This window comes from Bradyrhizobium sp. (assembly GCF_028868675.1).
Classification (GTDB): domain Bacteria; phylum Pseudomonadota; class Alphaproteobacteria; order Rhizobiales; family Xanthobacteraceae; genus Bradyrhizobium.
The window spans coordinates 1-13204 of sequence record NZ_JAGWUA010000135.1 but is presented as its reverse complement, the minus strand read 5'-3'; the positions used below and the strand labels follow the sequence as shown (position 1 = coordinate 13204).

11 protein-coding genes, 1 other RNA gene and 1 pseudogene are annotated in these 13204 nt (G+C 67.4%); 7 read left to right on the top strand and 6 right to left on the bottom strand.

What is annotated here, in order from left to right; translation table 11 throughout:
- Positions 1-129 (top strand): annotated as a pseudogene (locus tag KGM94_RS17320) (N-acetylmuramoyl-L-alanine amidase); the annotation flags it as partial.
- Positions 130-238: 109 nt separating this feature from the next.
- On the opposite strand, the gene KGM94_RS17315 reads toward KGM94_RS17320, so the two are convergent.
- Positions 239-1477 carry an RNA polymerase sigma factor gene (locus KGM94_RS17315; RefSeq protein ID WP_300261794.1) on the bottom strand — a complete coding sequence of 413 codons (1239 nt, stop codon included), beginning with the start codon at positions 1475-1477 and terminating at the stop codon, positions 239-241.
- Positions 1474-1824 carry a YciI family protein gene (locus KGM94_RS17310; RefSeq protein ID WP_300261791.1) on the bottom strand — a complete coding sequence of 117 codons (351 nt, stop codon included), beginning with the start codon at positions 1822-1824 and terminating at the stop codon, positions 1474-1476. Before KGM94_RS17310 ends, KGM94_RS17315 begins: the two co-directional genes overlap by 4 nt.
- Before the next feature lie 149 nt (positions 1825-1973).
- On the opposite strand from KGM94_RS17310, the gene rnpB reads away from it, so the two are divergent.
- Positions 1974-2454, top strand: an RNA gene (gene rnpB, locus KGM94_RS17305) — RNase P RNA component class A.
- A 228-nt stretch (positions 2455-2682) separates the two neighbouring features.
- On the opposite strand, the gene KGM94_RS17300 is transcribed toward rnpB, so the two are convergent.
- Positions 2683-3429 carry an alpha/beta hydrolase gene (locus KGM94_RS17300; RefSeq protein WP_300261788.1) on the bottom strand — a complete coding sequence of 249 codons (747 nt, stop codon included), beginning with the start codon at positions 3427-3429 and terminating at the stop codon, positions 2683-2685.
- A gap of 266 nt (positions 3430-3695) precedes the next feature.
- On the opposite strand from KGM94_RS17300, the gene KGM94_RS17295 reads away from it, so the two are divergent.
- Together KGM94_RS17295 and KGM94_RS17290 are read left to right on the top strand one after the other, a co-directional pair.
- Complete coding sequence (locus KGM94_RS17295; RefSeq protein ID WP_300261785.1) at positions 3696-4439, top strand: sulfite exporter TauE/SafE family protein; 744 nt, start codon at positions 3696-3698, stop codon at positions 4437-4439.
- A gap of 70 nt (positions 4440-4509) precedes the next feature.
- Positions 4510-5424, top strand: a complete 915-nt coding sequence (locus KGM94_RS17290; RefSeq protein WP_300261782.1) for a DMT family transporter — start codon at positions 4510-4512, stop codon at positions 5422-5424.
- A gap of 61 nt (positions 5425-5485) precedes the next feature.
- Here the strand turns inward: KGM94_RS17290 and KGM94_RS17285 are convergent, their stop codons facing one another.
- Both KGM94_RS17285 and KGM94_RS17280 read right to left on the bottom strand, forming a co-directional pair.
- Positions 5486-7087 (bottom strand): DHA2 family efflux MFS transporter permease subunit, encoded by a 1602-nt coding sequence (locus tag KGM94_RS17285; protein ID WP_300261779.1) that lies wholly within the window; start codon positions 7085-7087, stop codon positions 5486-5488.
- Between the two features lie 28 nt (positions 7088-7115).
- Positions 7116-8411 (bottom strand): HlyD family secretion protein, encoded by a 1296-nt coding sequence (locus KGM94_RS17280; RefSeq protein WP_300261776.1) that lies wholly within the window; start codon positions 8409-8411, stop codon positions 7116-7118.
- 188 nt (positions 8412-8599) lie between these two features.
- On the opposite strand from KGM94_RS17280, the gene KGM94_RS17275 reads away from it, so the two are divergent.
- Positions 8600-9238, top strand: a complete 639-nt coding sequence (locus KGM94_RS17275; protein ID WP_300261773.1) for a TetR/AcrR family transcriptional regulator — start codon at positions 8600-8602, stop codon at positions 9236-9238.
- A 73-nt stretch (positions 9239-9311) separates the two neighbouring features.
- Here the strand turns inward: KGM94_RS17275 and KGM94_RS17270 are convergent, their stop codons facing one another.
- A complete protein-coding gene (locus tag KGM94_RS17270) occupies positions 9312-10508 on the bottom strand; it encodes an extensin family protein (protein WP_300261770.1) in 1197 nt (398 codons plus the stop codon).
- 301 nt (positions 10509-10809) lie between these two features.
- On the opposite strand from KGM94_RS17270, the gene KGM94_RS17265 reads away from it, so the two are divergent.
- Positions 10810-11556, top strand: coding sequence for a DUF2147 domain-containing protein (locus tag KGM94_RS17265; RefSeq protein WP_300261767.1), 747 nt, complete (start codon positions 10810-10812; stop codon positions 11554-11556).
- A 176-nt stretch (positions 11557-11732) separates the two neighbouring features.
- Positions 11733-13061, top strand: a complete 1329-nt coding sequence (locus tag KGM94_RS17260; protein WP_300261798.1) for a FecR domain-containing protein — start codon at positions 11733-11735, stop codon at positions 13059-13061.
- The last annotated feature ends 143 nt before the right edge of the window (positions 13062-13204 follow it).

The following is a 13204-nucleotide window of genomic DNA, read 5'->3' as shown; positions in this document are numbered from 1 at the left end:
GTCATGGCGTTCCAGCGCCACTTCCGTCCCGCCCGCCTCGACGGCGTGGCCGATCATTCCACGCTCTCGACGCTGCAGGCGCTGCTGGCGAGCCTGCCGCCTGAGGCGACGGCCGTCGCGGCGAAGTGACGGCAATAGCCTCATCCTCCGTCATTGCGAAGAGCGGAGCGACGAAGCAATCCAGACTGCCAACGCGGAGATACTCCGAATTGCTTCGCTTCGCTCGCAATGACGGCAGCTACACCCCCAGTTCTGCCAATCGCCGCGCATACAATCTCCGCAACGGCTCGAGCTGCGTCGCCGCCGTCGCCGCGACATAGGCCTGCCGCGCCTCCTGCGTGCGGCCGAGCCGCCGCAGCAAATCGGCGCGCACCGCCGGCAACAATTCATAGCCGTCGAGCCCGCCGCGCGCCGCGATCGCGTTGACGAGATCGAGTGCGCGCGCGGGGCCGTCGACCATCGACACCGCCGCGGCATGATTGAGCTCGATCACCGGCGACGGACTGATCCTGAGCAGCACCTCGTAGAGGCCGGCGATCTGCGGCCAGTCGGTTTGCGCCCAGCCCGGCGCGCGCGCATGAAGGGCTGCGATCGCGGCCTGCACCGCATAGGGTTGCGGCCGTCCCGGCACGCGCAGGGCGGCCTCCACGAGGCCCAGCCCCTCCTCGATCTGCGCACGATCCCAGAGTGCGCGGTCCTGCTCCTCGAGCAGCACGATGTCGCCGGCACCGGTTTCGCGGCCGGCGCGGCGCGCATCGTGCAGCAGCATCAAGGCCAGCAATCCCTTGATCTCGGCGCGTCCCGGTATCAACCGGTCGAGCAAGCGGCCGAGCCGGATCGCCTCGACCGCGAGATCGGGCCGCATCAGATCGGCGCCCGAGGTTGCGACATAGCCTTCGGTGAAGACGAGATAGATCACGGCGAGCGCGCCGTTGAGCCGCGGCTCCAGCGCGTCGCGCTCGGGCACCTCGTAGGGAATGCCGGCGAGCCTGATCTTCTGCCTGGCGCGGACCAGCCGCTGCGCCATCGCCTCCTCGCCGACGAGGAAGGCGCGGGCGACCTGCGCGGTCGAGAGCCCACACACCGTGCGCAGCGTCAGCGCGACCTGGACCTCGGCTGCCAACGCCGGATGGCAGCAGGTGAAGATCAGCCGCAGCATGTCGTCGTCGAGCATCGCGGGCGGATCGTCATCGGCCCGCGCGTCGAGTTCGAGTTCATGCACGAGCTGCTGCTGCTTGCCGCGGAACGTCGCCTGCCGTCGGATGCGATCGATCGCCTTGTTGCGGGCGACATTGACGAGCCAGGCGCGCGGATTGTCCGGCATCTCGCATGCCGGCCAGCGCGCGAGCGCAACGGCAAAGGCGTCCTGCAGCGCCTCCTCGGCAAGATCGAAATCGCCGACGAGGCGGATCAGCGTGGCCAGCGCCCGCCCCGCCTCGTCGCGGAATATCCTGTCGATCTCGGCGGACGGCGTCACTTGTAGATCATGATCGGCCTGACCTCGATCGACCCTTCCCTGGCTCCCGGGATCCGCGCGGCCATCGCGATCGCCGCGTCGAGATCCCTGGCCTCGACCAGATAGTAGCCGCCGAGCTGCTCGCGGGTTTCCGCGAACGGACCATCGGTCGTCAGGATCTTGCCGTCGCGAACGCGCACCGTGGTGGCGGTCGTCGTGGGCTGCAGCCCGTCGCCGGCCTTGAAATTGCCGCTCTGGATGATGGATTGGGTGAAGGCGCCATACTCCGCCGACATCTTCTCGCGGTTCGTGGCGGTCATCTTGCTCAGTTCAGCTTCGTTCCGATAGATCAGCAGCAGGTACTGCATCGCTTACTCCTGTTGTTCGGCCGGATCGCCGACATCCAGTCGAGCGGGGCTGACGCCGAACGACATCTTCAGGATAAATTATTTTTCGCCTGCCGTGCGGTGGCGATATCGCCTTGACGGCGGCCGCATAAGACCCCATGCGTAAGGCGTCAGTCGGCCGGACGGCCGCTCCGGCAAGCGCCGAAAGGCCGCCGGGGAGGAAAGTCCGGGCTCCCTTGACATGCGGTGCCGGATAACGTCCGGCGGGGGCGACCCCAGGGAAAGTGCCACAGAGAACGAACCGCCCGCCGTCGCCCCTTCGGGGCTCTGGCGTGGCAGGCCCCAAGGCTCGCCACGCCGTAGCAGCGCAAGCTGCGAAGGCGGGTAAGGGTGAAAAGGTGCGGTAAGAGCGCACCGCGGTTCCGGCAACGGAGCCGGCATGGTAAACCCCACCGGGAGCAAAACCGAATAGGGACGGCAGACGCGGGCTGTTCGCGCAAGCGATAACGCCGCGGGGCGATGTCAGGCCCGCCGTCCGGGTAGGTTGCTCGAGGCAGTGTGCAAACATTGTCCCAGAGGAATGGCCGTCACGTATCGTCCGTGCGAGCGGACGGTGCCCTACAGAACCCGGCTTACAGGCCGGCTGATATTCTAAAGCGTTTTCGAGCGAAGTGGTTTCCCGGTTCGCGTGAAGAAAACGCGTCTTACTAACCAAGCCAACGAGGGGTTCGACGCAAACGCGCCGGACCCCTCACCAGTTTTCCGCGCCGTCGTTCCGGGGCTCGCGAAGCGAGACCTATGGTGCGCAATTGCGCACCTGAGAATCTCGCGCAACAACTTCTGGATTCGGGTTCGCGACTGCGTCGCGCCCCCATTGCGCTATTGCACAAGGTGGGATGACGGTGATGGCTGCGCCACGATCCGCTCCAGCACCTTCATCAGCGCCTCCGGCGCGGTGACGTTCGGCGCGTGGCTCGCATCGAGTTCGAAATGGCGCCAGCCGGCTTCGTTCTTCGTACGCCTGGCAAATTGGCCGAACACGTCGCCCGGCGGAATGCGCGTGCAGTAGATGTAGCTGCGCGGCATCGCCGGCTCGCCATGCGCGAGCCTGAGCCTGGTCTCGAAACACTTGATCGGCATGTCGATGCGGCGCGCGTTGAGCCATTCGAGGTCGGCCTGCGGTGTATCCGGCGGCGGCGGATTGGGCGGGATGCGCCAGCCGTCGCCCGAGGCGGCGGCCCCGCGCATCGGCTCGCGTCCCGGCTCGTTGAGATCGAACAGCGACTGGCCGTCGCGCGGCACGAAGGCGTCGAGATAGATCATCTGCGTGATGCGGTCGCGGGCGCGGTCGGCGACGCCGGTCGCGACCATGCCGCCATAGCTGTGCCCGAGCAGCACGACGTCGCCGAGGTCCTCGAACCGGATGACGTTGAGGATGTCCTGGATATGGGTCTCCAGGTCGATGGCGGGACCGGCGAGATGGGATCGCTCCCCGAGCCCGGTATAGGTCGGCGCGACCAGCCGGTGGCCGGCCTTCGCCATCAGCGGATGCATCTTCTTCCACGACCATCCGCCCGACCACGCGCCGTGGCACAGGAGGAACGTCGCGGGCGAGCGTGCGGTCATCGGCGCTTCCATCGTTCTCGTGGACGATCGGTGCGAGTGTAGCGACCGACCAGCCGATGTAAACGCTGCGGCGCGGAAGCCGATTGCCGCGCCCCCGAAATGCGTTGCAGATCCTGCGTCGGGCCAGCGGCCGAAAAAAGCGCGCCGCGTCCCGATCAGGCTTGCGTGCGCTGGGCTCATAGCTTCCCGGGCCGGGCTCGTGCTATTCCCGCCGCGCCGATCAACAGTCCGCTTCCCTGCAACACCGACGACGATAAGGACAACCGGTGGAAACGCTCACTTACGCGCTCCTGCTCTTTGGCGCGCTTGCCGGCGGCTTCGTCTCGGGCCTGGCCGGCTTCGGCACGGCGCTGATGGCGCTCGGCATCTGGCTCTACGTGCTGCCGCCCTCGCTCGCGGTGCCGCTGGTGCTGATCTGCTCCGTGATCTCGCAGATGCTGACGCTGCCCTCGATGTGGAAGAGTTTCGACCTCTCGCTGGTCTGGCCGTTCCTGATCGGCGGGCTGGCCGGCGTGCCGCTCGGCACCATGATGATCGCGCAGGCCGATCCCGGCGTGTTCAAGCTCAGCGTCGGCGTGCTGCTATTGATCTTCCCGACCGCGCTCTATCTCAACCGCAGGCCGCTCGCCTTCAAGCTCGGCGGCAGGATCGCCGACGGCGCGATCGGCTTTGCCGGCGGCATTCTCGGCGGGCTTGCGGGACTGTCGGGGCCGCTGCCGATCCTGTGGGCCAACGTGCGCGGCTGGAACAAGCACGAGCGGCGCGGCATCTTCCAGATCTTCAACTTCACCATCCTCGCCACCTCGCTGGCGCTGCAGGCGGCCTCGGGTCTGGTCGAGACGCAGGTGATCTGGCTCGCGGCGATCGCCTTTCCGGGCACGCTGATCGGCGCCTCGCTCGGCGCGCGCGTCTATCACGCGCTGAGCGACAAGCATTTTGCCGACGTCGTGCTCGGCCTGCTGTTCCTGTCCGGCGTCGGCCTGGTCTGGAGCAGCGTGGGCGCGCATTAGCACCCGCATGCCCGCCATGCGGCGCACGGGTGTTGCGCGCATCCGCGGAACCGTTAGTTGTGGCTTCCCCATGCCGCCTTCGTCGCTGTCAGAGCCGTCGCCTCCCCTGTCGCTCTCGCGCGAGCGAACGGGCCTGCTGCTGGGCTTCGTCGGCATGGCGATCTTCGGCGGCACGCTGCCCGCGACGCGGATCGCCGTTGCGGCGATCGACCCGATCGCGCTGACGGCGTTGCGCTCGGCGGTGGCGGGACTCTGCTCGCTGGCGTTGCTGATGACGCTGCGCCGCCCGCTGCCGCCGCGCCGGCTCTGGCCGCAATTCGTCGTCGCGATGCTCGGCGTCAGCGTGCTGTTTCCGTTCCTGATGGCGCTCGGCATGCAGACGGTCGACGCCTCGCACGGCGGCGTCGTGCTCGGCATCCTCCCGGTCGCGACCGCCCTCGTCGCCGTCCTCATCACCCACGAGCGGCCGCGGCCGCTGTTCTGGATCGCCTCGCTCGCGGGTGCTGCACTGGTCGTCGCCTTCGCGCTGCGCCAGGGCGGCGGCACGCTCTCGGTCGGCGACCTCCTGCTGTTTGCGGCCGTCATCGTCTCCGCGGTGGGCTATGCCTTCTCCGGGCGGCTCACCGCCGAGATGCCGGGCTGGGAGGTGATCAGCTGGATCCTGGTGCTCGCGCTGCCGATCTCGCTGCCGGCCGCGGCGCTGAGCTGGCCCGCCGATATCGGCGCGATCGACATCGAACCCTGGATGGCGCTGCTCTATGTCGCGCTGTTCTCGCAGTGGATCGGCTTCTTCGCCTGGAACGCGGGCATGGCGATGGGCGGCATCGCGCGCGTCTCGCAGGTGCAGTTGCTGCAGCCCTTCATCACCTTCGCGCTCGCGGCGTTCTTCAACGGCGAGACCATCACGCCGCAGGTCGTGCTGTTCGCCGCCGCCGTCGTCGCCACCGTCGCGATCTCCACGCGGACGCGGGCAAAGGCTGCGTGAGCTCGGTATCGGTCCCGATCTGCAACAACACGGCCCGCGCGGATCGCGCGCGAGTGTTGCATCAATGCGCCGGTTCGGCCGCCGCGCCGGGCCCGGACAGCGGCGTGGGCGGCTTGCTGAACAGCACGACCAGCAGGCTCAGGCCGAAATAGAACAGCGTGAGCATGAAGAAGGCGTCGCCATAGCCCATCACCACGGCCTGGCGATGCACGATCTGCGACAATTGCTTCACCGCCATCAGCGCGGCGTCGCCGAGTCCCTGGAACTTCTGCATGAACATGTTGAGCGTCTCGGTCGCTGTGGCGTTGCCCCAGGTCACGCGCTCCTGCAGGCGGGCGATGTGCAGGTCGGTGCGCTCGTTGAGCACGGTATTGATGACGGCGAGCCCGACCGCGCCGCCGAGATTGCGCATCAGGTTGAACAGCCCCGAGGCGTTCTTCACCCGGTCCGGCGGCAGCGTGCCCAGCGCGATGTTGTTGGTCGGCACCATCGCGAACATCATGCCGATGCCGCGCAGGATCTGCGGCAGCAGCAGCTCGTAGAAATCGTAGTCGCGGGTGATCCAGGTCATCTGGTAGGAGCCGAGCGCGAACACGATCAGGCCGAACGCGATGAGCAGGCGCATGTCGAAGCGCACCATCAGCCGGCCGACCACCGGCGCGATCAGGAACATGGTGGCGCCGGACACGAACATGGTCTCGCCGATCATCAGCGCGCTGTAGCCGCGCACCTCGGCGAGATAGCGCGGATACATGTAGGTGAGGCCGTAGAGCCCGATGCCGACGCAGAACTGCAGCACGCAGCCGACGCCGAAATTGCGGTTGACGAAGGCGCGGATGTCGACGATCGGCTCGGCCGCGGTCAGCACGCGCCAGAAGAAGGCGATCGCGGAGACGCCGCAGATCCAGACGCAGACGGCGACGGAAGTGTCCTGCATCCACTCGTATTGCGGCCCCTCCTCCAGCACGTATTCCAGCGAACCGAGGAAGCCCGCCATGAAGAGGAGGCCCCACCAGTCGAAGCGGTCGAGCAGTTCGAAATGCGGCTGGTCGAAGTCGACCAGCGCCAGCACGCCGATGGTGATGCCGACGCCGGGCACGATGTTGATGAAGAACAGCCAGTGCCAGGAGGTCGCGTCCGTGATGTAGCCGCCGACCGTCGGCCCGATGGTCGGGGCGAGCGTCGCGACGAGGCCGATGATCGGGCCGACGATGTGGAATTTCGTGCGCGGGAACACGGTGTAGGCCGAGGCGAACACCGTCGGAATCATGCCGGCGCCGAGAAAGCCCTGGAACGCGCGCCAGAAGATCATCTCCTCGACCGAGGAGGCGAAGCCGCACAGGAAGCTCGACATGGTGAAGCCGGCGGCCGAGATCGCGAACAACATCCGCGTGCCGAGCGCGCGCGACAGGAATCCGGACAGCGGAATCGCGATCACCTCCGCGATCAGATAGGAGGTCTGGACCCAGGAGACCTCGCTCTGGCTCGCCGACAGGCCGGCCTGGATCTCGGAGAGCGACGCCGAGACGATCTGGATGTCCAGGATCGACATGAACATCCCGAACACCATGATGATGAAGGCGAACAGCCGCTTCGGCGCGATGCGCTCGGAAGCGGGGTTCGCCATCGTCATGGCAGGATTTGCGGTCGTGGCGTTCGCCATGTCTGGGCCCGAAGCGCTGTCTGAGCGTCTACTTCGGATGGATCATGGTGGGATCGTCGAGGTCGACCTCGCTGTCGGCATCGGCCGCACCCTCGTTGGTGTCGACGGTGGCGTAGACCGACATGCCCGCGCGCAGCAGGTTCTGGCGCGCGACCGACTTCGGCACGCGGATGCGGACCGGCAGCCGCTGCACGATCTTGGTGAAATTGCCGGTGGCGTTGTCCGGCGGCAGCAGCGTGAACACCGAGCCCGCGGCCGGCGAGAGGCTGTCGACCACGCCCTTGAACTTGCGGAAACCGTAGGCATCGACCTTGATCGTCACGGGCTGGCCGGGACGGATGCGCTTGAGCTGGGTTTCCTTGAAGTTGGCGTCGATGAAGACCTCGTCGAGCGGCACGATGTTGCCGAGCCGCTGCCCGACGGCTACGAAATCGCCGAGATTGACCAGGCGATTGGAGAACGTGCCGTCGACCGGCGCGCGCACCGAGGTGAAGGCGAGGTCGCGCTCGGCCTTGGCGAGCGAGGTCTTCAATTCGGCCAGTTGGGCCTGGGCTTCTGCCTGCTGCGCCCTGGCGACGTCGACATTGCTCAGCGCGGCATCATAGGCGGCGCGCGCCGCCTTCACCGCCGCCGCGCCTTGGTCGCGTCCGGCCTCGGATACTTCGAAGGTGGCACGCGAGGCAAAGCCCTTGCTGCTCAGCGCCTGCTGGCGCTCGAAATCGGCATCGGCGCGCTTCAGCCCGGCTTCGGCGGACACGAGTTGCGCGTTGGCCTGATCGACCTGGCTCTCGAGGGCGGCGACCTGCCGTCCGATGCGATCGATGGTGGCCTGCTGGGTCGCAATCTTGCTGGCGGCGGCGTCGACCGCGATCTTGTAGTCGCCATCGTCGATGCGGAATACGACGTCGCCGGCGTGGACGAGCGTATTATCGCCGGGCAGGATCGCGGCGATGTGGCCCGCGACCCGCGCGCCCAGCATGGTGTTGTTGGCGCGCACATAGGCGTCATCGGTCGATATGTAGAAGCGGCCGACGAGGGTGAAGTAGCCGGCATAGCCGGCCGCTGCGAGCGCAAGCAGCACGCCGACGCCCATCAGCACAAATCTCTTCCTGCCGGATTTCGGGGCCGCAGGCGTGGACGCCCCGGGCTTGTCGGTGACCGGCTTGTCCGGCGCTTCCGCCGTGCGGCGCCTGGTCTCTTCGGCGAGGTGGGAGCGCAACTGCTCGGCCAGCGACGCCGAATCCTCGGTCGCCGCGTCCGCCTGCGCGGCTCCCGGCGGCGCCTCGCGGAGCACGCGTGCGGCCTGGTCTCTCGAAACGGCCATCGCGGCCTCCCCACAAAAACGCGCGATCGGGGACGCGCCGCCCGGCAGCCGTCCCCTCGCCCAATCCCACAATTATCATTGACCGAACGGTTCGGTCAATATAGATTATCTCCCAAGGATGGAACCTAGACATCGGGTTCCTTTCTTCGCGTTTCCGCCGTCAAAAACTTTCCTCAGAGCCTAAACCAATGGTTGCAGCCGACCGCGCCAATCTGCATCTCGTCTCCGAAGAGGACGGTTCGAAACGCCGCCAGATCATGGATGGCGCCCGCAAGGTGTTCATGGATCTCGGCTTTGACGGCGCCAGCATGGGCGAGATCGCGCGCGCGGCGGCCGTCTCCAAGGGCACGCTCTACGTCTATTTCGCCGACAAGTGCGCGCTGTTCGAAGCGATCGTCGAGGAAGAATCGCTCCAGCACGGCCAGGTCGTGTTCAATTTCGACCCCGAGCGCGACGTCGAGACCACGCTGAAGGAATTCGGCCGCGCCTACATCACCCTGATCTGCCGGCCTTCCGGAGGATCGGCGATCCGCACCGTGATGGCGATCGCGGAGCGGATGCCCGAGGTCGGCCGCCGTTATTATGAGCGCGTGCTGGAGAAGAGCATCAACCGTCTCGCCGACTATCTGAAGGCCCATGTCGGGCCGGGCGATCTCGCGATCGACGACTGCCATCTCGCCGCCGCCCAGTTCATGCAGATGAGCCAGGCCTCGCTGTTCCTGCCTTTCATCTTCCAGGCGGCTCCTGCCCCCTCCGAAGACCGCATCGCAGGGGTCGTCGACAGCGCGACGCGGATGTTTCTGGCGGCGTATCGGGCGAAGGGTTGAAGTTGCCGCGACGCGCGGCAATGCTCCCCCGCGTTCGCCCCGGCAGCGGCCTGACGCGAATTTTGCGCATGCCCTAATCGTCCGCGAACTCGTCTTCCTCGTTGATCTTCTCGGGCCTGTGGCGCGCCTGCTTGCGGCCGCCGAGCGAGCCCGTGACGTAGGGCTCGCGCGCCGCGTAGGGATTGCGTCCCCCTGCGCGCGCAGCGACCTGTTCGCCCGACACTGCGGCTGGCTGGCAGATCACGCGGCGGCTGGCGCGGCGCATCAGGTCGACGTGGATGTGATCGTAGTGATAGACGTTGGAGCCCGGCGCCAGCACGGTGGTGAAATGCGCGCAGGCGCCCGACTGGACGTCGCGCAAAAATCCCTGCTCCTCGGGCAAGCCGCGCCAGCCGTCCTTGACGGTGACGCGACGGCCATCGGCGAGCGTGAAGGCGGCGATGTCGAGCGCATTGCCGAAGGCATGCTCGGAAATATGCGCATGCGAATTGCCGTTCATGCCGCGACAGGAATAGGCGGAGATCTGCTTGATCTCGGCGACGCGCTGGCCGAACCAGCGCATGGCGCTCGGCTGCACGGTGTCGGCGAGCCAGCGATCGAGCTCGGACACGATCGGACAGGCGAGAGTCGCGGTCGGCTTCATCGCGACGGGACCGACGGCAGCCACCAGGCTCCCCTGCGCGGGTCCGAGCCGCGGCAAGGGCTGCGGCTCCGGCCGCTGCGCATAGGGCGCCGGCGACGCATAGCCCGGACGCGCGGGATAGTTCGGAGCATTCATGTAGCGCGCGGCGCCCGCCGCGTCGGTGCCGTCGGGCGGCAGGTCGATCTCGTCCTCCTCCGGCGCAACGCCTGGCGCGCTGAGCGAGATCGGCCCGGAGGACGCGCCATAGCCAGCCGGCTGGCGCACCGCGCTCTCCGGATAGCTCGACGCGCGCGGGTAGGACGATTGCGGCTGCGCCATCGGCCAGCGCGGCTGATTGCCGATCGCGCCCGGCGGACGCAACGGCTCGTCGACAAAACCGAGACTGCTGCTGTCCTCGCCGAGTGCGGCGACTTTCAGCGGATACTCCGCGCCGCAGGCGCCGGGACCCGAGATCGGATCGACGCGGACGAGGTCGACGTTTTCCTTCACCGCGCCCGATTTCAGGCAGGCGATCTCGGCCTCGGCCCGCCATGGCTCGCGCTCGGCCTGGAAGAAGCCGCGCCCGCAACCTGCCAGCGAAACAAGGACGATGGAGCCGACGAGATACAAACGAACTCCGCGCGTCATGCGCGCAACGTTCGGTGAATTTATTTAAGGACTCTTCAACGTCTTGATTTCACCCTTCCTTAACCACGCACGCAGCCAGCGCCGGCGAACGAGCGACAACGGGACCGACTTCTTCGGGACCAGGCTCCCTCATGGCGAAGCCGAATGTGATGCAACTCACCCGGTCAACGGCGGGTAGAGGCCGGCCGTCGTGACGCCCATCACAGAAGACGCGGCATCGCGGGCGTAGGGTCGAACCACGCTCGTTGTTCCCAGGACATCAGGCCATATCCATTTCCAGGCCGCATCTTTGGAGACTGTCATGAAGACGCTCACCGTCGCCGCCACCGCCCTCTTCCTCGCGAGCACCGCCGCAGCGCATGCCGGCAACTCGGTCTCCTTCCAGATCGAAGGACAGAAGATCCGCATCGAGACGCCGCGCGGCTGCGCCTCGCTCAACTGCGTCACCATCGTCGCGCCCGGCCTATCGAAGACCCCGATCACGCTGAACAACATGAACCTCAACGGCTTCGGCTCCAAGGACGACGACGACGTCGCGTCGACTACGACGACAACGACGACGCAGCCCGGCCCCGCGCCGACGGTCCTGCAACCCGCGCAGCAGACTCAGGTTCAGCCGCCCGCCGTCACTGCACCGGTCGCACCGTCCACCACCGTCGCTACCGCTTCGCCCGCGCCTGCCGTCGGCTTCGATGCGGCGACGACCAGCGCGCCCGCCGCCGTTCCGGCTCCCGCGCCGGCCCCGGTTGCCGCCGCGCCGGCGCCAACCTCGCCGATCGGCCTGTGGGCGACCGAAGAGAACAAGGGCAATGTCCGCGTCGAGCCGTGCGGCGCCGATCTCTGCGGCTTTGCCGAGAAGACCAACGAGAGGATCCTGATCAACATGAAGCCCGACGGCGCCAAGTGGAGCGGCCGCATCCACGATCCCGACTCCGGCCGCAACTACGACTCGACGATTTCGATGAAGGGCCCGAACCTGTTGCGCGTGCAGGGCTGCGCCTTCGGCGGCATGTTCTGCGGCGGCCAGACCTGGAAGCGCATCGGCTGATCTCCTTCGCCGTCACGGACAAGGACGCCACGCTCCGTCGACCGGAGCGTGGCGTTTGCCCGTGGCGCCGGCCTGTGACACAAGCGTTCATCCGCCATTCAGCCGGACGCGGCTGAAATCGGACGACCTGCCCTTCGCATCACCGCTTCCTTGGTCTGGACTTCCTCGTGGCTCTCATGGTGGCTTGGCGCCGTTGCGTCCTCGCGCTTGCGCTGTTGGTTGTCGCCCCGACCGGCGCGCAGCCGGCATTCGCGTCCGATACGATCGAGATCGCCCAGGCTCAACCGACACCCGCACCGCCGCAGGCGCCGTCGACTGCCGCACCGGTCGACACGCCCGCCGCCGCTCCGGAAGAGCCGATCGGCAATGTGGCGACGGTGACGGGGATCGCGACCGTCATCCGCAACAAGAACTCGATCGCGCTGAAACTCCGCGACGACGTCTATCTCAACGACACCGTGCAGACGTCGTCGAATTCCTCGCTCGGCATCACCTTCAACGACGCCACGACGTTCAATTTGTCGGCCAACGCCAAGATCACCATCGACAACTACATCTATGAGGACGGCGGCAAGCAGAACGCGGCGATCTTCGACGTCGGCCGCGGCACCGTTGCCTTCGTCGCCGCCGCGGTGGCCAAGACCGGCGACATGAAGATCACGACGCCGACGGCCTCGCTCGGCATTCGCGGCACCACCGGTGTCGTCGAGGTGCCGGATAACCCGGCCGCCGCGGCCAGCGCCAACAATGTCAACATCAAGCTCTATCCCGACGCCGACGGCCGGGTCGGCCGCATCGAGGTCAACGACCGCACCTCCGGCGGACGGCTCGGCTTCCTGACGCAGGCCGCGAGCGGCTTTGCGATCCGGCCCGGCAGCGGCGGCGTGCGCTTCGCCGCGGTGCCGATCGCGATCACGCCGCAGCAGGCGCAGCGCGACCAGGCCTTCGTGCGCCAGGTGCACGCCGTGCAGACCACGGGACGGCAGATCGTCACCGAGCAGCGCGAGTTTCGCCGCAATAATCCCGGCGTGATCAACCCCAACGCGCCGCGGCGGCAGAGCCTGCCGGGTCAACCGCAGCAGCCGCGCCGGAACGGTCTGCCCGGACAACAGCAACAGTTGCGGCCGAACGGCCTGCCGGGCCAGAACCGCACCACACCGCCGACGCCGGGCGCACCGAAGGGTCAGGGCACGCAGCCCGGCACGAAGCAAGGCACGCCGGCGCCGCAACGCCAGGGTGGCCCGGTGCGGCCGGGCACGCCGCGCACCGGTCAAACCCGGCTGCCCGCGACGCCGCCGCAGCCGGCGGCAACGCCTCTGCCGCGGACGCCGCGCAACGGGCAGCCAGCGCAGGGGCAACCCGTCACGCCGCCAACCGTGCAGCCGCGACAGGGCGGCGTGCAGCGTCGGCCCGGATTGCAGCAACTGCCCGGCACGCCGCGGTCCGCACAGCCAGCCAAGCCCGCGCCGCGCAAGCCCGCTCCGAAGGAGAAGGAGCGGCGGTAGAATCGGGCGCCGGTGTTTACCCTCGCCTTGGCGAAGTGCGCAGCCTGACCTTGACCTCGTCCAACAGCCTGTGCCGCGAACGCCCGCGCCAAGAAACTGTCGTGAAACAATTGCTACCGCGACGAAATCGTTTTGGCTCCATC

Excerpts from the sequence above, each read along its gene's own strand:
- KGM94_RS17300 (WP_300261788.1), bottom strand. The coding sequence starts at position 3,429 with ATGACCGCACGCTCGCCCGCGACGTTCCTCCTGTGCCACGGCGCGTGG.
- KGM94_RS17310 (WP_300261791.1), bottom strand. The coding sequence starts at position 1,824 with ATGCAGTACCTGCTGCTGATCTATCGGAACGAAGCTGAACTGAGCAAG.
- KGM94_RS17270 (WP_300261770.1), bottom strand. The coding sequence starts at position 10,508 with ATGACGCGCGGAGTTCGTTTGTATCTCGTCGGCTCCATCGTCCTTGTT.
- KGM94_RS17260 (WP_300261798.1), top strand. The coding sequence starts at position 11,733 with ATGGTGGCTTGGCGCCGTTGCGTCCTCGCGCTTGCGCTGTTGGTTGTC.
- KGM94_RS17265 (WP_300261767.1), top strand. The coding sequence starts at position 10,810 with ATGAAGACGCTCACCGTCGCCGCCACCGCCCTCTTCCTCGCGAGCACC.
- KGM94_RS17275 (WP_300261773.1), top strand. The coding sequence starts at position 8,600 with ATGGTTGCAGCCGACCGCGCCAATCTGCATCTCGTCTCCGAAGAGGAC.
- KGM94_RS17280 (WP_300261776.1), bottom strand. The coding sequence starts at position 8,411 with ATGGCCGTTTCGAGAGACCAGGCCGCACGCGTGCTCCGCGAGGCGCCG.
- KGM94_RS17285 (WP_300261779.1), bottom strand. The coding sequence starts at position 7,087 with ATGGCGAACGCCACGACCGCAAATCCTGCCATGACGATGGCGAACCCC.
- KGM94_RS17290 (WP_300261782.1), top strand. The coding sequence starts at position 4,510 with ATGCCGCCTTCGTCGCTGTCAGAGCCGTCGCCTCCCCTGTCGCTCTCG.